Here is a 23,485-nt window from a genome sequence, read left to right on the forward strand (position 1 = left end):
GAGGACATGAGGTCATTGGCTGTTCTGGCCGTCGACGACGTGATTCCGTTCGATCTCTCGGTTCCGCTCGAAATCTTCGGGCGGGCCATGCAGGAAGACGGCACCGCGGCGTACGAGGTTCAGGTCTGCGGGGTGCAGTCGGACGTTCCGTCGAAGTTCTTCGACATCTCATGTCCCGGGGGAATCGACTATCTCGAGGACGAGGCCGAAACCATCGTCGTGCCGGGAGCGATGAGTTATCGGTCGCAGATACCGGATCGGTTGCGAAAGGCGTTGGTGCGCGCCCATGAGCGCGGTGCGAGGGTGGCATCGATCTGCTTGGGCGCGTTCACCCTCGCCTCGGTGGGGTTGCTCGACGGAAAGCGTGCGACGACGCATTGGATGGCCGCTACCGAACTGTCGAGGAGCTATCCGCGCGTTCGAGTGGATCCTACGGTGCTCTACGTGGACAACGGGAGCATCCTGACTTCGGCCGGCGCCGCGGCCGGGTTGGATCTGTGCCTCCATATGGTGCGCACGGATTACGGGACCGCGGTGGCGGCGGATACCGCCAGGTTGTCGGTGATGCCGCTGACCCGCGACGGGGGACAAGCGCAATTCATCGTGGAACGTCCGCGCTCGGAGGCGGACAGCAAGTCCATCAATCCCACACTGGAGTGGGCGGAGATGATGCTCAGTGAGCAGATCACCGTGCTGGATCTCGCGGAACGAGCCGGAGTCAGCAAGCGCACGCTGATCCGGCGCTTCCACGAGCAGGTCCGGATGACGCCGAACGAGTGGCTCCAGACCGCCCGGGTGCGCAGGGCGCAGGTGTTGCTCGAGACGACCATTCTGACGATGGAGTGCATCACCGTTCGAACGGGATTTCCTTCGGTGGCCGCATTCCGGAAGGTCTTTCGCAAGACCGTGGGGGTGACGCCGCAGGAGTACCGGCGGGCCTTCCGCTGACCCGTCGCGCGGCTGTCCGCGTGACCCGTCGTCTCGCCGTGGATTCGCGTACCGGTCCGGATCCACGGCGAGAAGTCCCGGGCGCGAGGCCTGCGGGTTCCATGGGTCTGCCGAGGCGGGAGCCGCCGACACGAGAGTGTCGCTCTACTCCGTGTTTCCGCGGTGGCCGCAGTTTTGGTTCATAGTTGGTGCTTCGGTCCCCACGGCGAAGGAGATCATGGTGCCCACGGCGAATTTCGGTACGAAGGACGATCCTGGTTTCGAGCTGGCGCAGAGTCCCGATCTGATCGTGGTGCGCACGCACAGCGGTCGCGGGATCCGGCGGCAATCAGGGTCGGTGCGGACCCCGCTCGGCGCCGAACTCGACGACGCGACACTGGTGCAGGCCTACCCGGAGGCGGGGGTGGAGGTCTACCGGCTGCCCGCGGGATCGAGATCGGTGGAGCAGCGCAAGCCGGTGCTCGACGCCGCGCCGGAGGTGCGGTTCGCCGGGCACGTCCTGGTGGATCCTGGCACCGGGGAACCGGTGCTCTATACGGAGAACATCTTCGTGAAGTTCGTCGACCGCGTCGATCGGGAGCATTGTCTCGCTGTGCTCGAAGCTGCGAATCTTACTGTGAAGCAAGAGGTTTCGTACGCGAACAATGCGTACTTCACGGCGGCAACGGAGGGCACCGGCCAACAGGTGTTCGACATCGCCGCCGCGCTGCTGAATCGCGACGACGTCGAGTACTGCCATCCCGAGCTGATCCGCAGCCGCGCCAAGAAGACCATCTTTCCCCAGCAGTGGCATCTGAAGAAGACCGCCATCGGCGGTGTCACGATCGACGCGCATGCCGGAGTGGAAGCCGCCCACGCGATCACCCGAGGGGCCGGGGTGACGATCGCGATCGTCGATGACGGCATCGACATCGACCATCCCGAATTCGCCGGTGCCGCCAAGATCATCGCGCCACGGGACGTCACGGCGAAGACCGGCGATCCGCGCCCGAAGGACAGTTTCGGAACCGGCCCCGACAACGGTGACAATCACGGCACCGCGTGCGCGGGCGTGGCCTGCGCCAACGGCACGGCCGGAGCATCCGGAGTAGCGCCGGAAGCCCGGCTGATGCCGATCCGGCTCGCCTCCGGGCTCGGTTCGCAAGCCGAGGCGGACGCCTTTCAGTGGGCCGCCGACCACGGCGCGGACGTCATCTCGTGCAGCTGGGGCCCGGCCGACGGCGCATGGTTCCAGCCCGGCGATCCGGCGCACAACCGGGTCGTGGCGCTGCCCGCGAGCACCAGGCTGGCAATCGAGCACGCCGTCACCAGCGGACGCGGCGGCAAGGGCTGTGTGGTGCTGTTCGCGGCGGGCAACGGCAACGAGTCCGTCGACAACGACGGCTATGCCGGTTTCGCGAAGGTCATCGCCGTCGCGGCCTGCAACGACACCGGTAAGCGCAGCGTGTACAGCGATTTCGGCAAAGCGGTGTGGTGTGCGTTCCCCAGCAGCGACATCGGGCACCGCCCGTTCGGGCATCCCGCCCCGCTCACGCCCGGAATCTGGACGGTGGACCGGCACGGTGCCGACGGCTACAACCCCGGCACGACGGCGTCGGGCGACGCGGCGGGCGACTACACCAACGACTTCGGTGGTACGTCCAGCGCTTGCCCGGGAGCAGCCGGGACAGTCGCCCTGATGCTGTCGGTGAATCCCGGGCTGTCCTGGGTCGAGGTGAAGAACCTGCTGAAAGGCGCCTGCGACAAGATCGATCCGCAGGGTGGCGGCTACGGGTCCGACGGCCACAGCGACAAGTACGGGTACGGCAGGATCAACGCCCTCGCCGCGGTGCGAGCGGCGCGGCCGGAGGGAGCCGAATCCGCCGCCGATGCGGTGCTCACCGTGGGAGGAGACTGAGGGGGTGACGGCGGAGGGCGTTCGGTTGATCGTGGTGGACGCCGCGAATGTCATCGGTTCACGACCCGACGGATGGTGGCGCGACCGCCCGGGTGCCGCTCGGCGACTGCTCGAGCGGATTGCCGGACTGCCGGAACGTCTGGCGGAACGCACCGAGGTGATCGTGGTGCTCGAGGGAGCGGCGAAGACCGCGGTCGATGCGGCGGACCCGGAGGTCGGCGGCGTGCGGGTGGTGCGGGCGGACGGTTCGGGCGACGACGCGATCGTCGGTGTGGTGGCCGCGGCTCGTGCGCAGGACGACCGCCGTCCGATCACCGTGGTGACGGCGGACCGGGGACTGCGTGACCGCGTGGCGGTTCAGGGCGCGGATGCGGTCGGTCCACGCTGGTTGCTCGACCGCGTCGGCTCCTGACGCGGTCAGCGCCGGGCGGTAGGTCTCGCATTGATGACGCCCGGCGTTTCACCCATCTGTCCAGTCCGTTTTGCGGCAGTCTGAGCGGTATGACCGCCTCCGACGTCGTGGGGATGCCGTTGCTCTACCTGGTCGAGATCTCCGAGCCAGGTTACTTCAATCGGCCGTGGTGGAAGATCGCCAGCACCGGCGCGCCCGGTCAGGTTCGCGCGGCGCTCGCCGAACTGGCCGTGCGGGTCGAGCGGGACGTCCAGCGCGCCGGCGGCGCGGGTCGGTGCTGGTACCGCTACGACGTGCGGTGGTCCGACGGCGCGATGCTCGAGTGTTTCCAGGGCGCGATCCGATCGATACTGATACCAGGGGAGTTGCGCTGCCTGGCCGTCGCCCTGACCTCTGCGACGACCGTCGATTTGCGCTCCGCCGAGCGTCCGCCCCGCTGAGTTGGCACTGTTGACAGACGCGTAGAGCCCCGAAGGCTTCGGGGCTCTACCCGTATCCGCGACTCAGTCCAGCAGAGCGGTTGTTTGGCGTCCTGCTGTGCGGCACTCGCGTGTCCCGCCTCCGTGCGAGCCTCGGCGCAGCAGATCGCGGCCATCATCCGTCGCCCGGATCAGGCGGGCCCGCCCATGAGCCGTATCGGACGAGACTGCCATGGCCGCTCCAGACGAGATAAGTTGCTTGCGCGATGCAACTATAAAGTGATTGCTTGCGCTAAGCAACTAGTGTTGCGACGGTCCTCGGCCGGTCACGGATATGTGCGGTCAGCAGATCGGCAGCTATCTACACGGCGGCGCGGGAATACCACCACCCCAGGGGTGTCACGATGCCACCCTGTGGGTTTGCCGGGCGCTCCCTGCGGTCCCTGGTTCTGCGGTTATGGCCAGCGCACAGTAGTAGCCGAACTCCCGATGCCGATCGCTACGAAGGAACCACGAGATGCAGCCGACTTTCGTTCACCACATGAGGCAACAGGTTGCCGAATATGGGGATGCCAGGTCATACACCTATCTTCGTGAGGCCGGGCTCGAGCTCAGCGAGGAGATCCGCACCTACCGTGAACTCGACCGTGACGCCAGAGCGTTCGCGGCTTGGCTCGCGGGCCGTCCGGAGTCGGTCGAGCCGGTCGTGCTGCTCTATCTCGACGGTATGGCCTTCTTGCGGGCGTTTCTCGGGTGCCTGTACGCCGGGGTCGTGGCAGTTCCCGCGCCCGTGCCGCACGATGCGAACAGCACGCGACGACTGGCAAGTGTGATCGCGGATTCCGGCGCCCGATTGGTACTCACGACCGCGCACTTCCAGCCGCTGGTCGAAGCGGCTGCGCCCGTGACCGTAGTCGCGGCCGACGGTCCGCTCGGTGAGCCCGACGCGTGGCGGATGCCCGCCATCGACGCCGCCACGATCGCCTTCCTGCAATATACGTCCGGCTCAACCGGCACACCCAAAGGCGTTGTCGTGACCCACGGCAATCTCATGCACAACGAGGCCGCCATCGCCGCGGGCGGGATGAACGATGCCGGCACCGGCGTCGGTTGGCTTCCGCACTTTCACGACATGGGTCTGATCGGGCTGCTGCTGGGGGCGGTATACGCCGGCGCGAACCTGGTGTTCATGGCGCCGACGACGTTCCTCAAGCGCCCGGTGCGCTGGCTGCGCGCCATCGACAAGTATCGCGGGACCTTCACCGCCGCACCCGATTTCGCCTACGACCTGATCGCGCGCCGGGTGACCGACGAGCAGTTGGCCGATCTCGATCTCAGCACGCTCGAGATCGCGCTCAGCGGCGCCGAACCGATCCGTGAGCGGACCATGGCGGCGGTGCTCGAACGGTTCGCGCCCGTGGGTTGGCGGCCGACGACATTCCGGCCGGCCTACGGCCTGGCCGAGGTGACGCTGCTCGCCAGCGGCCGAACCGCCCCTTCGGCGCCGGTCTTCCTCGACATCGGCCACGAAACTCGGCTCGTCGGCTGCGGACACGCGGCCCGTGGTCTCGATATCCGGATCGTCGACCCGCACCGGCGGCAACAGCTGCCGGAGAACACCGTCGGCGAAATCTGGATTCGCGGCGGCAGTGTCGCCGTCGGTTACTGGAACCGCCCAGAGGAGACCCGCGAAACCTTCGAGGCTTACCTCGGCACCGAGGGACCGTTTCTGCGCACCGGTGATCTCGGTCTGCTGAGTGACAACGAGTTGTTCGTCGCGGGCCGTCTGAAGGATCTGTTGATCGTCAACGGACGCAACGTCTATCCCCAGGACATCGAGGGGATGATCGGCGAGTTGCATCCGGCGTTCGCGGGCAGTGCAGGCGTCGCCATATCCGTCGATGCGAGCGGCCGGGAGAGGCTTGTCGTGCTCCAGGGTGTCAAGACGGCGCTGCAAGGCGACACCACCCTCGCCCAACTCACCTCGACGATCAAGTCGGCGATCGCTCGCAGGTTCGACGTGCCCGCGCCGAATGTCGTTCTCGTCGCGCCCAGGTCGGTGCACCGCACTACCAGTGGGAAGGTCCGGCGCAGCTCGATGCGGAAGGCGTTTCTCCAGGGCCGCGTCGCGAATGTGCTGCACGAGGATCTCGAACCGGCGCTGAGCCGATCCATGACCGTCTGATCGATCGAAACCCGCCGAGGAGCCTGAAACATGTTCAGCGCCATCACTGTTCGCCCGAAGACGATCGAGGATTGGCTCGTGGAGCGCGTCGCGGATTACACCGAGCGCGCACCGCACGAGGTGGATCCGTCCGTCCCGCTCGCCGAGCTCGGCCTGGACTCCGTCTCGGCGGTGAACCTGTGCGGTGAGATCGAGGACCGATGGTCGCGCGAGGTCGACCCGATCCTGGTCTTCGAGTACCCGACCATCGCCGATATCGCCGCCTACCTCGCCGCCGAATTCACCCTCGCCGCATGACCGACATCGCCATCGTCGGCATCGACTGCCGATTCCCCCAAGCACCCGATCCGGCCGCGCTGTGGCGGCTGCTGATCGACGGACGTGACGCGATCTCCGAGGTCCCGGCGAGCCGCTGGACCGCCGCCGACTTCCACGACCCGGCCGGTGCGCCCGGCACCATCAACACTCGCGGCGGCGGCTTCCTCGACGACGCGGACGCGTTCGACGCCGAGTTCTTCGGCATCCCCCCGCGCGAAGCCGAGGCGATGGACCCGCAACAGCGATTGCTGCTGCAAGCCACGTGGCGGGCCTTCGAAGACGCCACACTCGACCCGCGCGGCGAGGCCGGTTCGCGGACCGGGGTGTTCGTCGGCGTGATGGCCAACGAATGGGCCAACCTGCAGATGAGCGACTACGCCGCGATCACGCCGCAGCACGGCTCCGGCAACGGCTACTTCATGACCGCCAACCGGCTGTCCTACCAGTTCGACCTGAGAGGACCGAGTGTCGCGGTCGACACGGCCTGCTCGTCGTCGCTGGTCGCGATCCACCTCGCCTGCGGCGCGCTGGCTTCCGGCGAGTGCGACCAGGCCGTCGCCGGTGGCGTCAACCTCGTGCTCACCCCCGCCGTCGGCGTCTTCTACACCCAGGCCGGTCTCTCCGCTCCTGATGCTCGGTGCAAGCCCTTCAGCGGCAGCGCCGACGGGATCGTGCGCGGCGAGGGCGTCGCGGTGCTCGTGCTCCGGCGGCTCGCCGACGCGCAGGCGGCCGGCCTGCCGATCTACGCGGTGATCAAGGGCAGCGCGGTCAATTCCGACGGGCGGAGCAACGGCATCACGGCGCCGAACCGGTGGGCGCAGCAGCAGGTGATCGGGGAGGCGTGCGAGCGTGCCGGGGTACGGCCCGAGCAGGTGGATTTCCTCGAGGCGCACGGCACCGGAACGGTGCTCGGCGACATGATCGAGGTCAAGGCGCTGGGGCAACTGCACGGGCGCAACCGGTCGCGGCCGTGCGGAATCGGTTCGATCAAGGGCAATCTCGGTCACACCGAGGGCGCGGCGGGCGTCGCGGGCCTGATCAAGGTGGCCCTCAGCCTGCGGCACGGTGTCGTTCCGCCGTCGCGGTTCGCAGATCAGGAGAATCCGCGGCTGCGGATGAGTCAGCAGGGTCTGCGTCTGCTCACCGACGCGATGCCGCTGGACGGTCCCGGCTACGGCGGAGTCAGCAGTTTCGGCCTCGGCGGCACGAACGCCCATGTCGTGCTGGGCAGCCCGCCCCTCACCGGAACGTCAGGGACGCCCGGTGGCGGAGTGCTCACCCTGTCGGCGACCGACGCGGAAGGCTTGCGGCGCAATGCCTATCGCCTTGCCGATGCCTTGGCGGCCATGCCACAGGATCAGTTCGCGCAAGTCTGCTGGACCAGCAACCGAATCAAGTCCTCCGGTCGCGCCAGGCTCGCTGTCGCCGCGGGCGATCGCGACGCCGCGATCGCCCGGCTGCGCGACGGTGCGGAGACCGGGGTGGTGCGGCCGGTCGGCGTCGGCTGGATGTGCACCGGCCAAGGTTCGCAATTCGCGGGCATGGCACGCGTGTTGGACGCGGCCGTCCCGCTGTTCCGGCACGCGCTGGAGCAGGTCGACCAGGTCATGGCGGCCCATCTCGGCCGGTCGGTGCGCGAGCTGATGCTCGACGAGCACACCGAGATCGACCGCACCGAACTGGCGCAACCGGCGATCTTCGCGATGGAGTACGCCTTGGCCGAGTCGCTCGCCCGCACCGGCGTCCGTCCGGCCTGGGTGATCGGACACAGCATCGGCGAGTTCGCGGCGGCGGCAGTGGCGGGCGTGTTCGACCTGGACGACGCCTGCCGTCTCGTCGTCGCACGAGGCGAGCTGATGCGGCAGCTCCCGGAGGGCGGCGCGATGCTCGCCGTGCGAGCGGACCCGGCGGAAGTCGCCGGAATGCTCTCCGGCCGAACGGACGTCGCGATCGCAGCCGTCAACGGTCCGGGGGAGATCGTGTTGTCCGGCGCCGCCCCGGCGATCGTCCGCATGCGGGAGGCGCTCGCGGCGCGTGGGGTCGGAACCAGGCCGCTCACCGTATCGCACGCCTTCCATAGCCCGCTGATGGAACCCATGGTGGAGCGGTTCGAGGCGGTCGCCCGCGAATGCGCCTATCGGACACCGGTTCTGCCGCTCTATTCGACAGTGCGCGGTCGCCTGCTCGACGCGAACGAGACGATGGACGCCACTTACTGGACCGAACACGTTCGCGCCACAGTGCGCTTCGGCGAGGCGGTCGAGGCCGCGCTCGGCACCGATCCGAGCCATGTGATCGAGATCGGGCCGCGCCGCGTCCTCGCCGCGCTGGTGGGCCGGATCCGTCCGGATCCGGCGCCGCGCTGCCTGACGCCGAGCCCCGGCCCCGGCGCGACCGGCGGCGAATTCGCAGACGTCGTCGCCGCGCTGTACCGCGACGGACTCGACCCCGACTGGGACCGGCTCTACGAACCCGCGCAGCGCGTGCGCCGGAGGCTGCCCGGCTACGAGTTCGCCACCGACCAGCGATTCTGGGTCGACCCATCCACCACGCCTTCCCGATCCACGCAAGCCGAGGAAACCTCCATGGACCAGTTGATCGCACTCTTCCGGGAACAGAACGCCGTCCTGGCGAGTCTCGTCGGCGCGCCCGGAGAGCAGCGGGCGGGCGCCGCGTCCCTGACGGAGCCGACGGTGCGCCAGCAGATCCCGGTGCCGACGACCACCGCGAAGCCGCCGCCCGCACCGGAAGCGGTCGCGGCCGTCGTTCGCGCGGAATGCGCGAGGGTCAGCGGATTCCCGGCCGATCGGCTCCGCGATGCCCAAACCCTCGGCGCCGACCTGGGATTCGACTCCCTCATGGTGACCGACCTGATCGCCGCGCTGGTTCGCAAACTACCCGCGGCGACCATCGACCCCGCTCGGTTCACGCCAACGACGACGCTCGGTGACGTCGTCACCCATGTCACGACCTCGGCGGGTGCGACCATTCCGCCGCAGAGCGCGCAAGCCATGGCCGCCGAGCCGACCGAACCCCGGCACACGGTCATCGAGCCGGAGTACCGGATCTCGGAATTCGGGGAGGTCAAGGCGATCGCCGACCGGTTCTCCGGCGTCGAAGCACTCGGTCTGTCCAACCCATACTTCCTGATCAACGACGGCATCACGCGGGACACCTCCGTCGTAGACGGCACGTCGGTGCTCAACTTCTCCAGCTACAACTATCTGGGGTTGTCCGGTCATCCGGCGGTCGTCGCCGCCGTGCAGGAAGCCGTGGCGCGCTACGGCAGTTCGTGCTCGGCCAGCCGGATCCTCTCCGGCGAGAAACCGGTGCACCGCGAACTCGAGGCCGAAATCGCGGGCCTGCTCGGCACCGAGGACGCTATCGCGTTGGTCGGCGGCCACTCCACGAACGTCACGATCATCGGGCACCTGGTCGGCCCGGAGGACCTGGTGATCCACGACAGCCTCGCGCACGACAGCATCGTGCAGGGCTGCAAGCTGTCGGGCGCGACCCGCCGCCCGTTCCCGCACAACGACCACGCCGCCCTCGACGAACTGCTGACCGAGATCCGCGGCCGGTACCGGCGGGTGCTGATCCTGATCGAAGGCGTCTACAGCCAGGACGGCGACATTCCGGACCTGCCCGCGATCATCGCGGTCAAGAAGAAGCACAAGGCGCTGTTGATGATCGATGAGGCGCACAGCATCGGTGTGCTCGGCGCGGGCGGTGGGGGCATCGGCGAACACTTCGGCGTCGCCCGCGACGATGTCGAATTGTGGTCGGGAACGATGTCGAAGGCGCTCGCCGGATGCGGCGGGTACGTCGCGGGCAGCGCGGAGCTGATCCGATTCCTGAAATACACGACTCCGGGGTTCGTCTACAGCGTCGGCATGACGCCGATGAACGCCGCCGCCTCGGCCGCGGCGATCCGGCAGATGCGGTCCGACGGCGAACCGCTGGAACGCCTACGCCACAATTCCCGGCTGTTCCTGGGACTGGCCCGGCAGGCGGGCATCGACACCGGCGACAGCCATGACACACCGATCGTCCCGTGCATCGTCGGCGACTCGCTGAAGACGCTGAAACTGTCGAACGCGCTGCTGCGCCGCGGCGTCAACGTCAACCCGATCCTGTACCCGGCGGTGCCGGAGAATCTGGCGCGCCTGCGGTTCTTCGTCACCGCCTGCCATACCGAAGACCAGATCCGCGACACGCTCGAGATTCTTGCCGAGGAACTCGCGTTGCTCGCCGACAGCTGACGCGCGACTCGGCTGTCGCCGGTCGGACGCGTACCGACGGTGGCCACCGGTCCGCGGCGACCGGAACGGCTGCGTCTGTACCGCGACGCGCACCGGACCGCTGTAGCATCAGCCGGGTGCCATTGCCGCAGCTCAATCGGTAACGGCGACTTTCCGCGGGTTGGATGGACGATGAGGGCCGGGCACGGCGTCCGCTGTCGGGTGTTGTTCGAACGCCGTCGACGCAGTCGGCCAGGAGGGTTCACGGGCGCCGTACACGTGTGACTGCCAGGTGAAGGGTTCGAGCGGCGATTCGGTTCCCGCCGCGTGCGTCCGGTCGACTCCTGATCCGAGGGTGCACGCCGAGCCGATCGATGCCGGCTACCGCGGTGGACGAGGCCGCCTGCCTCGCCGCCGACCGTAGCGCTCGCATCGGAGGTAGGGCACAGCCATGATTCGCTCGATCGTGCGAACCGCGACCGCTCTGACGGTCGCCGCCGGTACGTGGTTCGCGGGTGCTCCGGCGCCCGTGGTCGCGTCGCCGCCGCTGGATGTGGTGGTGACCGGCGGCGCGATCTCCGGCCGCGCCGTCGACGGGATCACCGAATACTTCGGCATCCCGTTCGCCGCGCCCACCGGGGGCGAAGCGCGGTTCGCGCCGCCGCGCCCCGTGTCGCCGTGGCCCGGCGTGCGCCCTGCGCGCGACCACGGGCCGCAGTGTCCGCAGACGGGATACCTGCCCGGCATACCGTCGCTCGCGCCTACCGGCGAAGATTGCCTGACCATCGATGTCTACGCGCCGGACGGCGACCGCGACCGCGCGCGGCCGATCATGGTGTTCTTCCATGGTGGCGGCTATCTCGACGGCTCCAACACCGAATACGACGGTCCCACCCGGATGGCCGCGGATGGCGACGTCGTCGTGGCCATCCCCAACTACCGCCTCGGACCGTTCGGCTTCCTGGCACTGCCCGAGCTCGCGGCCGAATCCGGCGGCGCCACCGGTACGGTCGCCATCCAGGATCAGCAAGCCGCGTTGCGCTGGTTGCGCGACAACGCCCACGTCTTCGGCGGCGATCCGGACAACATCACGATCTTCGGGGAGTCGGCCGGCGCCGTCAGTGTCTGCACCCACTTCGCCGCACCCGGCTCCGACGCCCTATTCGCCAAGGCGATCATCCAGAGCGGTCCCTGTGCCCAAGCGCCCCTGGCACCGAGCGATCGTGCCGACGCTTTCGCGCGCTCGCAGCGCTATGCGGACAGTGTCGGATGCGGCGACGCCGCGACCCGGCTGGCCTGCCTGCGCGCACTGCCCGTATCGAGACTCCTGGACTCGCCGATCGCCCGATCCGAGGGGGAGAATCCCATTTGGTTTCCCGCCATCGACGGCGTCGTCATCACTCGGACACTCGACGAGGGCCTGGTGGGGGATCCGAGGAAAGCGCCGATCCTCATCGGGACCACCACCGCGGAAGGTGCGTTGATCGTCGCCGAAACCGACTATGCCCGCGGCCACATCCCGGACGCGGCGAGCTACGAGCGTTTCGTGCGCCGGTCCTTCGGCGCCGACGCGGACCGCGTCCTGGCCCGATATCCGCTGGACCGATTCCCGTCACCGGCAGCAGCCCAGGTCGCGGTGATCACCGACAGCGAGCTCGCCTGTCCCACCATGTCCACCAGCCGAACGGCGCGCGATGCCGGACATCCACTGTGGCAGTACGAATTCGATCAGGCGCCGCTCGGTGCCGCCAATCCGGTTCTGCCCGGCGCCTTTCACTCCGCCGAGCTCTACTATCTGTTGACCAGATTCATGGGCGTGCCGATTCCTTGGACCGGCGCGTCCGCCGCTTTCGCCGCGCAGATGCAGCGATGGTGGACCACCTTCGCCCACACCGGTGACCCGAACGCGCCGGGTTCCCCCGAATGGCAGCCCTGGCCGGCGTCGACGGGAAACGGCCCCGATGGATCCGCTCTGCTCATGCGGGCGACCGGCAGCGTGATGACGGACGATTTCGCCGCCAGGCACGACTGCGCGTTCTGGGCGGAAATCGACCGCTGATCCATCGCCCGAAGTCCGTGATGGACTGTGCTTTTCGTTGTTCTCCGGCTCTTGATCTTGCCGTGCCGCTTCGCGCTGGGTTATGGTCGTCGCCATGACTGCCGGGTCGGCGACACGCCGCACACAGAACGGTTACCCGGCCGCGCTGTGATCATCAGGCGGGCCAGGGGCCCGCCGCCTTCTTCGCGAATCCCATGTCACTACAGGGACGCCGGAAGGAGGTGAAACACATGTCCCATTCGGAATCACCGCAGCGCGGATGGCCGGACTTCGTCGCCGCACACGCTCGGGGCGGAGTGCTGGAGGCCACTGTCGTGCAGATCGCGCCGTTCGGCGCGTTCCTGGAGGTCGCTCCAGGAATTCACGGATTGCTGCACCGCACCGAGTGGTCCACCGAACCGCAGGTCGGTGCCACTCTGACGGTGCGCATCCTCGATATCGATACCGAGAGGCAGCGGGTCGCTCTGGCGCACGCTGAATAAGGCTCGGCACGACCCCAAGACTATCCCGGCCATGGTGACGGGCTCGCGGCGAATCGTCCGGCCGGCCCTGCCGCCGGGAATAAGATGATGTTGTCACCGCGTGCGGTGTGCGGTCGAAGTCCGCTTCGATCGCCGGGATCAGGTGAGACGCTGCAGGTAGGAGCATACTTACGCGATGAACGAATCGGGCGACTCAACCGTGGACACGGCCGAAGGCACCGTAGCCAGGGTAGTCGGTGCGGGGATCCCGCAAGCCACGGGAAGCTTCCGGTTCTGGTTCGCCGACCAGCACTGGGAGTGGTCGGACGAGGTCGCCGCGATGCACGGCTACGGACCCGACGCGGTGACGCCGACGACCGAGTTGCTGCTCGCGCACAAGCACCCCGAGGACCGGGATCACGTCGCGGAGGCGATCGAGAAGTCGGTGCGCAACGCCGAGCCGTTCTGCAGCCGTCATCGCATCATCGACACCGCGGGTGTGCCGCACCATGTGCTCGTGCTGGGCGACACCATGACCGACAAGAACGGCACCGTGGTCGGCACCGCGGGCTACTACGTCGACCTGACGGCCACCATCGCCGAGGACCGCCAGGATCTGCTCGACGACACGCTGCCGCGACTCGTCGAAGCGCGCGCGCTGATCGAGCAGGCCAAAGGCGTGCTGATGCGGGTCTACCGGATCAACGCCGACCAGGCATTTCACGTCTTGCAGTGGCGCTCGCAGGAGACCAACGTCAAGCTGCGCGACCTCGCCGCCCAGCTCATCGCCGAAATCGACCGGCTGCCCCCGGCGCCGCCCGGGGTGCAGACCGCCTTCGACCACATGCTGCTCACCTTGCACGAGCGCATCCCGAAGTCGTAGGGAGCGGTCCTAGTGGTCGCGCAGCACGGCACCGACCCCGTCGTGCAGGGCTGCCACGGCGTCGACCAGGACGATCTCGGCCCCGATCGCCAGAGCGGCCACCGGCAGCGCCTCGTCGGCGCGGCGCATCTCACCGGCCGAGCCGTTCGTGGCCGGGCCGATCAGGGGGTTCGGGGCCGACCCGGCCAGCACCAATCGGTCACCAAGCACCCCGCGATCGAGCAGTAGCCGCTCCACGGTGGCGGCGCGCAGCGCGCTGGTGGTCGCGGCCAGTCCGGCCACCGCCAAGCCGTCCGGGCGCTCGATCTCGGCGGCGAAGCGCTCGAGGACCCGGCGGCGCCGCTGCGCCGCCACCCGGTGCAGAATCTCGCGGACCTCGGCGTCGAGCGCCTCGGGGTCCGAACCCGGTGTCAGCGTGCCGGTTTCGGCGTCGATGACATCCCTGCCCTTCGCATCGAACACCGCCCGAAGTTCCGCACGTGCCAAGGCTTCCCCGGCGAGCACGACGACCTCCGCGCGCACGGTATCGGCGAGCCGGTCCAGCTCGCCCGCGAACTCGCGGACGTCGCGTCGCGCCGTGTCCTCGATTCGCTGCCGGATCGTGCGGTGCGACCAGTCGTCGCGCCGAGGCTCGAGCGCCGGATGGCCGGCGCTGCGGAGGGTGTGCCTCGTTTCGCTGCCGTGGCCGTCGAGTCCGTACAACTCCGAGCCCACTCGGCCCACGAGGGCGACGACATGCGGTACTTTCTCCGCCTGCGCCTCGATCAGCGGCAGCAGGTAGGGCAGGGGCGACACGCGGACGGTCTCGATGTCGGGCGGGCTCGGTAGACGTTCGTCGGCGAGCACCTCGGTCTCGTCGGCGATGAGCAGCCTGCCGCATCGCCCCCGCGCAGGCGGGTGCAGTTCGATCGCCTGGGCGAGCAGCCTGCGGATGCGCGGCCGGGCTCCGCTGCGGTCCAGTTCGGCGTCGATCGAACGCCAGTGCAGCTCGGTGTCGCGCGCCGCGTCCTCGGTGTCGTGGGAACTGTCGAAGCAGACCGATGCGAAGGGCCCGTGCTTATGGATGATGCGGCGGAGGTCGGCCATCGGTATCACCTGGGCATCCCTGGCCGCGGAGGTCCGTGCCGGTGGCCGTCGGAAACCACCGGCGACCACTCGGTCCGTGCCGCTCGGCGCCAGGTGACTTCGTCGTGTGTGCCGACGGCTTCGGTTCGGTGCACCACAGTCGGCGGGTACCCGGGCGTGTCGAGCCGAATCAGCGAACGCAGGTGCTCGGGCGCGGCGCCTTCGTGTGGGAGCGCGCTGCCACACGAGTTGTAGCCGAGGAATTTACGAAGCTTCCGGCTTCGCGGTCGGGTGTGACGATGCGGGGAAAGCTCCGCGGCTCCGACCGGAGCAACCGCCGCCGCTACCGCGCCGCGTTCCGGAGTCGCGTACGCGCGGCCGAGGCCGATCACTGTCAGCGCGACTGCCGTGGATGAAGGCGACGAGTTGGCCGCGTGTGTTTCACCACCCGGTGCTTTTTCGGTTTCGTGTAAGAAACCCGGTCGAACCCGCTATTTCCACTGTTCAGCGCCGAAAAATGTAAACAAGCGACCGCTTGGTGTCCAGATCGTAAACCGAAAAGAGCGGTTTGTTTCACGTTGGCTGTGGTAAATGTGGGGTGTATCGGATCGACAGCGCGGTCATCCGATAAAAGGGGCGAGGAACCCGCGCTGCTCGACGTTCAGCCGATTCGACGCGCTCTGTCGCGAAACTACCGGCGCGCACGGACACGAGGGCTCTCCGCAAGTATGTGTACGGCTACGTGCACCAGCGCAGAGGAACGTCATCGTGATCGAGAAACCCGAAGCGCCCGTCGCGGACGACGAAGAACGAGATCGGATCGTATGGCCCGACCCGAGCCCGCTGAGCAGTTGGTGGGCCGAAGTCATGGCGCATCGCCGGATCACCCGGCCACACGCCTCGGCCGCCGACCCGCGGCACAACTGACGAGCCGCGGGCTCGTCGGTTTCGCCGCGACGCGCAGAAGGCCGGCCGCCGCGGGCCGGCCCTCGGCGCGCAATTGCGGGCAGTGAGTTGTTCTACGACTTCCGCCCGAATGTGTGCAAGTGTTTTCCGCGACATAGCCGAAAGCGCCGCGCGCACAGGGCGATGAGGAATGTCGTTCGTGGCGTGAACAGTGGGCCGGGAGCGAGTTCACCGAAAACCCCGCGCGTTTACATGGCATTCACATTTCGCGGAGTTCGAAATCGAGGACTCGCTCCGAGTTCGGCTCGACTTGCGAGGATGTAGCGACTCGTCCCATCCATGACCGCCCCGCGAATTCCGGGGCAGGTCCGACCTGCCTTCTGTGTGGTCGTCACGCCGTTTCCGCCGCCGCGCCGGTGGCGTTTGCGGCGAAGTGCCGTAATGGGTTTGCGGCGGGGCCATCGCGAGCGACGATCCACGGTGTCGTCCTATCCGCTCGGCGGCGGCTGGCCGGCCTCGACGCGCGCCCGCTCGGGCGTCGCGCTGAGCGGCTCGGCCAAATCCTCCAGCGACCGCCCTTCCGCACGCACCCCATACGCCAGTTCCACCAGACCGGCCGCGAACATGGCGAGCGCGCCGATGGTGAACGCCAGGGCCGTCTTCCCCGGCTCGCCGTTCGCGGTCAGCCCGGCGAACACCAACGGTCCCGCGACGCCGCCCGCGACGGTACCGATCGCGTAGAAGAAGGCGATGGCCATGGCGCGGGTCTCCATCGGGAAGATCTCGCTGACGGTCAGATACGCCGCGCTGGCGCCGCACGACGCGACGAACAGCACCGCGGTCCAGCAGGCGGTGAGCGTGGTCGCGTTCAGGTGGCCCGCCGCGAAAAGCCATGCCGTGCCGAGCAGCAGCACGGCCGAGCCGAGGTAGCTGCCCGCGATCATGGGCTTGCGCCCGATCGTGTCGAAGAACTTGCCCAGCAGCAACGGACCGAGGAAGTTGCCGAAGCAGAGGACCGCGAAGTAATAGCCGACCCGGTCGTCCGGAATGCCGAACGATCTGGACAGGATGAGCGCGTAGTTGAACGTGACGGCGTTGTAGAGGAACGCCTGACCGATGAACAGCGACAACCCGAGCACGCTGCGCCGCGGATAGTGCCGCACCATCACAGCCGCGATCTCCCGGAAGGAGATGCTGCGCCGCTGCCGAATCCGGATCCGGTGATCGGAGACGTCGGCGAGCGAGGCGCCCGTGTCGTCCCGGACGCGCGCCTCGATCGCGGTGACCGAGCGTTCCGCGTCGTCTTCGTGACCGTGGATGAACTGCCAGCGCGGACTTTCCGGCACATGTCTGCGCACCAGCAGGATGATCAGGCCGAACACGGCGCCGAGCGCGAAGGTCAAGCGCCAGCCCACATTCGGCGGGAACAGATTCGTGTTCAATGCGACGATGGACAGCAACGCGCCGCCGACCGCGCCGAGCCAATAGGTGCCGTTGATGACGATGTCGATGCGTCCGCGGTACTGCTTGGGGATCAGCTCGTCGATCGCGGAGTTGATCGCCGCGTATTCGCCGCCGATGCCGAAGCCGGTGAGGAAGCGGAACAAGACGAACCACCACATCGAGAACGACAAGGCCGTCATGGCGGTCGCGAAGAGGTAGATCGCGAGCGTGATCAGGAACAGCTTCTTGCGGCCGAACCTGTCGGTCAGCCAACCGAAGAAGAGAGCGCCCGAGCCCGCGCCCGCAACGTACATCGCCGCCGCGACGCCGGAAACCTGTGCGGCCGTGATGGTCAGGCCGCTGCCCGGTTCCGAAAGCCGCGCGGCCACGCTGCCGACGACGGTCACTTCGAGCCCGTCGAGGATCCAGACGGATCCGAGCCCGATCACGATCATCCAATGCCACCGAGACCAGGGCAGGCGATCCAGCCTGGCCGGTATGTCGGTCGATATGGTTCGCACGGATCACCACCTTCGCAAGCCTGAGGGTCGGATACCCCGAGCCCGAGCGGCCAACCGCGCGGGTGGGTTAGGCTCGAACACGAGTGAAACGTGTTCTAGAAAGTGGCCTGTCGATGAAGACCATCTTTGCGCTGTGGGGCGTCGGTGACCTGCTCGCGGCGGACTTCGCGCCGCTCCTGACCGGGGCCGCCGCGGTGCAGGCGAACATCTCCGACGCGGCGGTCGAGACGGCGATGCTGCGCATCACGTCATTCGACGAACCGGTGCGAGCCGTCGTCAGCGTCTGGTGGGCGGACGCGCCGCAGGCGGAGGCGGCCGCGCGGGTGCTGAGCACCGTGGCCGAGCGGGTGGAAGGCTGGCATGTCGAGGAGGTGACGCCGATTCCCCCGCCGGTCACCGCGGTGCTCGAGCGTGCGCCGGGCCTGTCGAACTTCGCCTTCTTGCGTAAACCGGACGACCTGTCGCATGCCGAGTGGCTGGATCGCTGGCGCAACCAGCACACCGCCGTCGCCATCGAGACCCAGGCGACCTTCGGCTACGTGCAGAACGTCGTGACCGGGCCCGCGACGGCCGGTGCGCCGGACATCGCCGGGATCGTGGAGGAGCTGTTCCCGCTCGCGGCGCTCACCGATCCGCACGCCTTCTACGGCAGCGGCGGTGACGGAGCGGAGCTGGCGCGCCGCATCGATCGGCTGATGGCCAGCGTCGCGACCTTCGGCGGTGACCGGAACTTGGATGTCGTGCCCACCAGCCGATATCGGCTGCGCTGAGCGGTTCAGCGGCCGGAGCGTCCCGCCGATTCGCGCAGCGCGACGCGTGCGGCGCGCACGGCGGGATGGTCGCCCGTGCCGCGCCGGTAGGCGAGGTGCGTGCGCCGTCGCATCGGCAGCGCGCCGAGGATGACGCCCGGCGGGCAATCCCGCGTACCGAATTCCGGGACCAGCGCGACACCCTGACCCGCGGCCACGAGCGCGAGGACCGTGCCGAAGTCGTCGGCGTGATGCCGGATCCTGGGCGTGAAGCCCGCCGCCTCGCAGGCACGCATCGTCATGGTGTGGCACATTGTGCCGGGAGTGCTTGCGATCCAAGCGCTTTCGCGATGATCGGCGAGCGGTTCGGCGGTGCGCGCGGCGAGATGGACGATCTCCTCGAACAACGGCTCGCTGTGCAACGCGGGATCGGCGGGGACCGGAGCGTAGTCGTACTCCTGGATCAGCGCGACGTCCAGCGTCTCGGCGCGCAGCGCGTCGGGCGCCAGCGCCGGGTCCAATTCGGTCACACGCAATTCCAGCCGGGGATGCGCGCTGCTCAGCGCGACGAGCGCGGGGGAAAGGATGGTCCGCACCGCGGTCGGAAACGCGCCGATGCGCAAGGTTCCGGTGAGTTCGGTGCGGATCGTGGCCAGTTCGGCGGTGGCCTGCTCGAGCACCGCGAGAATCCGCTCGGTGTGCCCGACGAGCGCCACGGCCGCCGGGGTCAGCGTCACTCGCCTGCCCGTCCGCGTCAACAGTGGCACGCCCGCTTCCCGTTCCAGTGCGGCGAGTTGCTGGGAGACCGCCGAAGGGGTGTAAGCGAGGGCCTCCGCGACCGCCGCGATGGTCTCGCGGTGCGACAGTTCCCGCAGTAGGCGGAGTTTGCGGACGTCGAGCATAAGTTCAGCTTATGGTCTGCGACAGAAACGTGAACTGGATCTGATGAATTCCAGCGGCGAGGCTGATCGTCATGACGCTCGCAGGTCTTTTCGTTCCTCTGGTCACCCCGTTCACGGCCGACGGCGCACTCGCCGCGGACGCGCTGGAGCGGCTCGCCCGCCAAGTCCTCGACGACGGCGCGACCGGCCTGGTCGCGCTCGGCACCACCGGGGAGCCCGCGACTCTGACCGCCGCCGAGCGCGCGGAAGTGATCGCCGTCTGCGCGCGCGTGTGCCGGGAACGCGACGCGCCGTTGATCGTCGGCGCCGGATCGAACTCGACCGCGGCCTCCGTCGAAGCCCTCGCCGGTCTGGATCCGCGCACCACCGCGGCGCTCACCGTGGTCCCGTATTACACGCGCCCTTCCGAGGCGGGCGTGCTCGCGCATTTCCGCGAACTCGCGGCGGCCTCTCCCGCGCCGCTGATCATCTACCACATCCCCTACCGGACCGGACTTTCCCTGGGAACCGCGACACTCCTCGCGCTGGCCGACCTGCCCAACGTCATCGGCCTGAAGCATGCCGTCGGCGCCGTCGACGACGCCACCGTCACGCTGATGGCCGCCCGGCCCGCCGACTTCGCCGTACTGGCCGGCGACGACCTGTTCGCCGCGCCGCTGCTGGCCCTCGGCGCGTCCGGCGCGATCGCGGCCTCGGCCGCCGTGCACACTTCGTCGTTCGCGGCGATGGTCGCCGCGTGGCGCTCCGGTCCGGTCGATGTGGCGCGGACGCTCGGTCACCGGCTCGCGGTATTGTCGGCCGCGTTGTTCGCCGAACCCAACCCCGCGGTGATCAAAGCGGTGCTCGCGGCGCAAGGCCGCATACCGAGCCCTGCGGTACGGTTGCCTCTGCTGCCCGCGAGCGAGGCGGCGACTCGGGCCGCCTTGGTCGCACTGGCGGAATTTCCGGCAACGGGAACCCGTAATGACTGGTATTGCGGCCGTGAAGGTGCCACGCTTAAGCGGTGACACAACCTCCGGATACCCAGGCGGCTGGGCCCGACCCGGCCACCGACAAACTCGACGCGGCCGTCTTCAAGGTCGCCGGCGTCGTGGTGCTCGGCGCGATCATGTCGATTCTCGACATCACCGTCGTCAGCGTCGCGATCCCGACCTTCCAGCGCGAGTTCGACACGAGCTACGCCATCGCGGCGTGGACGATGACCGGGTACACGCTGGCGCTGGCCACCGTGATCCCGCTGACCGGATGGGCGGCCGACCGCTTCGGCACCAAGCGGCTGTACATCATGGCGCTGACCTTCTTCGTGCTCGGCTCACTGCTGTGCAGCACGGCGTGGAACATCGAATCGCTGATCGCGTTCCGCGTGATCCAGGGCCTCGGCGGCGGCATGCTGATGCCGCTCGGCATGACGATCATGACCCATGCGGCCGGTCCGCAGCGGGTCGGCCGGGTGATGGCGGTGCTCGGTGTGCCGATGCTGCTCGGCCCGATCGGCGGCCCGATCCTGGGTGGCTGGCTGATCGAGAACTTCAGCTGGCACTGGATCTTCCTGATCAACCTGCCGATCGGCGTGATCGCCTTGACGCTGGCGTTCATCGTGCTGCCCAGCGACAAGCCGGAGCCGTCCGAGTCGTTCGACTTCATCGGCATGCTGCTGGCCTCGCCCGGCCTTGCGCTGTTCCTGTTCGGCGTCTCCTCCATCCCGGAGCAGGGGACGGTGCTCGCGGCGCGGGTGCTGATCCCGGCCGCCATCGGCGCGGTGCTGATGGTCGCGTTCGTGTTCCACGCGCTGCGCACCGAGCACCCGCTGATCGATCTGCACCTGTTCCGCAACCGCGCGCTCACCTTCGCTGTGCTCACGATGGTGCTGTTCGCCATCGCGTTCTTCGGAGCGGGTCTGCTGCTGCCGACCTATTTGCAACAGGTGCGCGGTGAGTCGGCGCTGCAAGCCGGTCTGCTGATCGCGCCGCAGGGCATCGGCGCGATGCTCAGCATGCCGATCGCGGGCCGTTTCGTGGACAAGATCGGCCCGGGCAAGATCGTGCTGGTCGGCATCACGCTGATCTCGATCGGGACGGCCTACTTCGTCCAGCTCGACGCGGACAGCTCGTATCTCCCCATGATCGGCGCGCTGTTCGTGATGGGCCTCGGCATGGGCTGCACCATGATGCCGATCATGACCGCGGCGATCCAGACCCTCACCCACCAGCAGGTGGCGCGCGGGTCGACGCTGATGAACATCGTCAACCAGACCGCGGGCTCCATCGGCACGGCGACGATGTCGGTGGTGCTGACCAACCTGCTGAACAACCAGCCGCTGGCGCGCCCGGCGATCGCGGCCAACTTCGATCCCAGCTTGGCGAGCCAGCTTCCGCCGGGCGCCGTCGAAACCGGTCTGCAGCAGGCCGCGGAAGCGTTCAGCCACACCTATGTGGTGGCGCTGGTGCTGATCGTGCTCACCTTGATCCCGGCGTCCTTCCTGCCGCGGACCAAGCCGAAGAACCCGCAGGGGGCCGACGCGGCGACAGTGGTGCACGCCTAGCGGTACTTGTCCCGGGGTCGCCTGCCGATCCCGGGACCTACCGCCGTAGGGGCCGGGCGGATGCCGCCGCGGCCCCTATTTCTTGCCGTGGGCAAGGCCTGCGGTGGGCCGCCGCCGCGCCTCGCGGAGGAACGCCAGGACGGCCGGGCTCGCCACCAAGCGGAATTCGTCGAAATACGCGTGCCGTGCGCCCTCGATCAGATGTAGTCGCGCGTCGGGGATGCGCTCGACCAGCAGGGGAGCGTTCGCGGCGGGATTGAAGCGGTCCTCGGTGCCGTGCACCACGAGGGTGGGAACCCGTATGTCCGGCAAAACATCCCACGCATCGTGCTTGTTGCTCGCGTACAGATGCCTGCGCTTCGCGTAAACCGGCATGGCCGGGTCGCCGAGCGTGTTGTACGGGCCGGACGTGCTCGCCAGCCAGGCCGGGGTGTACATCAGTTCCAGTAGAGCCTGTCGCGCGGCGGCCGGGTCACGCTGCGCGAGCGACCTCCTGACCTCGGGACCGCGTTCGAATGCGTGCTTGCCGCCGGGGGAAGTGCAGCCGAGCACCAGGGAGTGCACCCGGTCCGGATGCAGCGCGGCCAGCCACTGGGCCACCCGCCCGCCCATGGACGTGCCGTAGACGGCGGCCTGCCGCACGCCGAGGTCGTCGAGTACCGCGACCACGTCGTCGGCGAATCCCCGCGTGCTGTACACCTCGTCGGGCTTGTCGCTGTCGCCGGTGCCGCGCCAGTCGAGTGTGATGGTGCGGTGCCCGGTCTCGAAGTCCGCGCGGATGCCGTCCCACCAGTGGTGGGTGTTGGCCTGACCGGCGAGCAGGACCAGCGCGCTGCCCGTGCCCGCCACTTGATAGGCGAGGCGAACTCCGTCGGCCGCCGTTGCGTAGGGCACCTCTACGAAATCCTTTCGTTCAGCGATCGCCGCGAAGCCCGTCGAAGACGATCTCCAGGCCGCGCCGCCACGACGGCGAGCCGGTGGTCTCGCCGAGCAGCGACAGCGCCCACACCAAGTTGACGACATCCTCGTCGGTCGCGTCGGCGCGCAGCGCGCCGGCATCCCGGACGCGCGCGAGCACCGCCGACAGGTGCGACATACCGCGATGGCAGGCCTCCGCCAGTTGAGCCGCCGCAGGATGATCCCCGGTGAACGCCTCGAGCAGTCCGCGATCGGCGGTGAGTCTGTTGAGCAGGTCTTCCACGAATCCGGTGAACGCCGTCCACGCGTCCGGTTCGGCCGCCGCCCGGGCGGCGATCTCGTCCACCGCCGCCAGCCGGGGCGGCAGAAGGGCATCGATCAGGATGTCGCGGGTGGGGAAGTGGTTGTACAGCGTCCCGATACTGACGCGGGCGCGCCGCGCGATCTCCTCCAGCGAGCCGTCGAGGCCCTGCTCGGTGAGCACTTCGGCCGCTGCCCGCAGCAGATTATCGCGATTGCGAGCGGCGTCCCGGCGCAGCGGTTTGGTCACGCGGTCATCCTACAGAACCTGAGGCACGCCTCAGATTCTGTGCTACGGTGATAAATCGAGGGGGGC

19 protein-coding genes are annotated in these 23,485 nt (G+C 68.4%); 14 read left to right on the top strand and 5 right to left on the bottom strand.

Annotation, left to right across the window (positions count from 1 at the left end; genetic code table 11):
• Positions 1 to 6: 6 nt before the first annotated feature.
• From ACIHAX_RS31445 to ACIHAX_RS31490, 10 genes are all read left to right on the top strand, one after another.
• The gene (locus ACIHAX_RS31445) at positions 7 to 948 is read left to right on the top strand and encodes a helix-turn-helix domain-containing protein (RefSeq protein ID WP_356965410.1); all 942 of its coding nucleotides are present in this window, start codon (positions 7 to 9) and stop codon (positions 946 to 948) included.
• Between the two features lie 220 nt (positions 949 to 1,168).
• Positions 1,169 to 2,845, top strand: coding sequence for a S8 family peptidase (locus ACIHAX_RS31450; protein ID WP_397281272.1), 1,677 nt, complete (start codon positions 1,169 to 1,171; stop codon positions 2,843 to 2,845).
• Positions 2,817 to 3,257, top strand: coding sequence for a hypothetical protein (locus tag ACIHAX_RS31455; RefSeq protein ID WP_397281274.1), 441 nt, complete (start codon positions 2,817 to 2,819; stop codon positions 3,255 to 3,257). Before ACIHAX_RS31450 ends, ACIHAX_RS31455 begins: the two co-directional genes overlap by 29 nt.
• Before the next feature lie 89 nt (positions 3,258 to 3,346).
• Positions 3,347 to 3,697 carry a hypothetical protein gene (locus ACIHAX_RS31460; protein WP_356965407.1) on the top strand — a complete coding sequence of 117 codons (351 nt, stop codon included), beginning with the start codon at positions 3,347 to 3,349 and terminating at the stop codon, positions 3,695 to 3,697.
• Between the two features lie 520 nt (positions 3,698 to 4,217).
• The gene (locus ACIHAX_RS31465) at positions 4,218 to 5,861 is read left to right on the top strand and encodes a fatty acyl-AMP ligase (protein ID WP_397281276.1); all 1,644 of its coding nucleotides are present in this window, start codon (positions 4,218 to 4,220) and stop codon (positions 5,859 to 5,861) included.
• A gap of 30 nt (positions 5,862 to 5,891) precedes the next feature.
• Positions 5,892 to 6,158: an acyl carrier protein gene (locus tag ACIHAX_RS31470; RefSeq protein WP_356965404.1), complete on the top strand. Its 267-nt coding sequence runs from the start codon at positions 5,892 to 5,894 to the stop codon at positions 6,156 to 6,158.
• On the top strand, positions 6,155 to 10,441 hold the full coding sequence (locus tag ACIHAX_RS31475; protein ID WP_397281279.1) for an aminotransferase class I/II-fold pyridoxal phosphate-dependent enzyme: 4,287 nt from the start codon (positions 6,155 to 6,157) through the stop codon (positions 10,439 to 10,441). The genes ACIHAX_RS31470 and ACIHAX_RS31475 overlap by 4 nt, the downstream gene beginning before the upstream one ends.
• Positions 10,442 to 10,886: 445 nt before the next feature.
• A complete protein-coding gene (locus ACIHAX_RS31480) occupies positions 10,887 to 12,479 on the top strand; it encodes a carboxylesterase/lipase family protein (RefSeq protein ID WP_379252685.1) in 1,593 nt (530 codons plus the stop codon).
• Positions 12,480 to 12,709: 230 nt separating this feature from the next.
• Positions 12,710 to 12,961: a S1 RNA-binding domain-containing protein gene (locus ACIHAX_RS31485; protein ID WP_355076594.1), complete on the top strand. Its 252-nt coding sequence runs from the start codon at positions 12,710 to 12,712 to the stop codon at positions 12,959 to 12,961.
• A 175-nt stretch (positions 12,962 to 13,136) separates the two neighbouring features.
• Positions 13,137 to 13,823 carry a PAS and ANTAR domain-containing protein gene (locus ACIHAX_RS31490; RefSeq protein ID WP_355076592.1) on the top strand — a complete coding sequence of 229 codons (687 nt, stop codon included), beginning with the start codon at positions 13,137 to 13,139 and terminating at the stop codon, positions 13,821 to 13,823.
• Positions 13,824 to 13,832: 9 nt separating this feature from the next.
• Here ACIHAX_RS31490 and ACIHAX_RS31495 read toward each other — a convergent pair whose 3' ends face one another.
• Complete coding sequence (locus ACIHAX_RS31495) at positions 13,833 to 14,909, bottom strand: hypothetical protein (RefSeq protein WP_397281281.1); 1,077 nt, start codon at positions 14,907 to 14,909, stop codon at positions 13,833 to 13,835.
• A 747-nt stretch (positions 14,910 to 15,656) separates the two neighbouring features.
• Between ACIHAX_RS31495 and ACIHAX_RS31500 the strand changes: the two genes are divergently transcribed.
• On the top strand, positions 15,657 to 15,815 hold the full coding sequence (locus tag ACIHAX_RS31500; RefSeq protein ID WP_355076589.1) for a hypothetical protein: 159 nt from the start codon (positions 15,657 to 15,659) through the stop codon (positions 15,813 to 15,815).
• A gap of 467 nt (positions 15,816 to 16,282) precedes the next feature.
• On the opposite strand, the gene ACIHAX_RS31505 is transcribed toward ACIHAX_RS31500, so the two are convergent.
• Positions 16,283 to 17,758, bottom strand: coding sequence for an MFS transporter (locus tag ACIHAX_RS31505; RefSeq protein WP_355076587.1), 1,476 nt, complete (start codon positions 17,756 to 17,758; stop codon positions 16,283 to 16,285).
• Positions 17,759 to 17,871: 113 nt separating this feature from the next.
• Between ACIHAX_RS31505 and ACIHAX_RS31510 the strand changes: the two genes are divergently transcribed.
• The gene (locus ACIHAX_RS31510; protein ID WP_355076585.1) at positions 17,872 to 18,528 is read left to right on the top strand and encodes an EthD domain-containing protein; all 657 of its coding nucleotides are present in this window, start codon (positions 17,872 to 17,874) and stop codon (positions 18,526 to 18,528) included.
• A 5-nt stretch (positions 18,529 to 18,533) separates the two neighbouring features.
• Here ACIHAX_RS31510 and ACIHAX_RS31515 read toward each other — a convergent pair whose 3' ends face one another.
• Positions 18,534 to 19,409 (bottom strand): LysR substrate-binding domain-containing protein, encoded by an 876-nt coding sequence (locus ACIHAX_RS31515; protein WP_397281284.1) that lies wholly within the window; start codon positions 19,407 to 19,409, stop codon positions 18,534 to 18,536.
• A 71-nt stretch (positions 19,410 to 19,480) separates the two neighbouring features.
• Between ACIHAX_RS31515 and dapA the strand changes: the two genes are divergently transcribed.
• Positions 19,481 to 20,416 (top strand): 4-hydroxy-tetrahydrodipicolinate synthase, encoded by a 936-nt coding sequence (gene dapA / locus ACIHAX_RS31520; RefSeq protein WP_364435684.1) that lies wholly within the window; start codon positions 19,481 to 19,483, stop codon positions 20,414 to 20,416.
• The gene (locus ACIHAX_RS31525; protein ID WP_355076580.1) at positions 20,413 to 21,951 is read left to right on the top strand and encodes a DHA2 family efflux MFS transporter permease subunit; all 1,539 of its coding nucleotides are present in this window, start codon (positions 20,413 to 20,415) and stop codon (positions 21,949 to 21,951) included. Before dapA ends, ACIHAX_RS31525 begins: the two co-directional genes overlap by 4 nt.
• Positions 21,952 to 22,026: 75 nt before the next feature.
• On the opposite strand, the gene ACIHAX_RS31530 is transcribed toward ACIHAX_RS31525, so the two are convergent.
• Positions 22,027 to 22,845, bottom strand: a complete 819-nt coding sequence (locus tag ACIHAX_RS31530) for an alpha/beta fold hydrolase (protein WP_397281286.1) — start codon at positions 22,843 to 22,845, stop codon at positions 22,027 to 22,029.
• A 19-nt stretch (positions 22,846 to 22,864) separates the two neighbouring features.
• A complete protein-coding gene (locus ACIHAX_RS31535; protein WP_397281288.1) occupies positions 22,865 to 23,419 on the bottom strand; it encodes a TetR/AcrR family transcriptional regulator in 555 nt (184 codons plus the stop codon).
• Positions 23,420 to 23,485 lie beyond the last annotated feature (66 nt).

It is taken from the genome of Nocardia sp. NPDC051929, from assembly GCF_044548645.1.
Taxonomy (GTDB): Bacteria; Actinomycetota; Actinomycetes; order Mycobacteriales; family Mycobacteriaceae; genus Nocardia; species Nocardia sichangensis.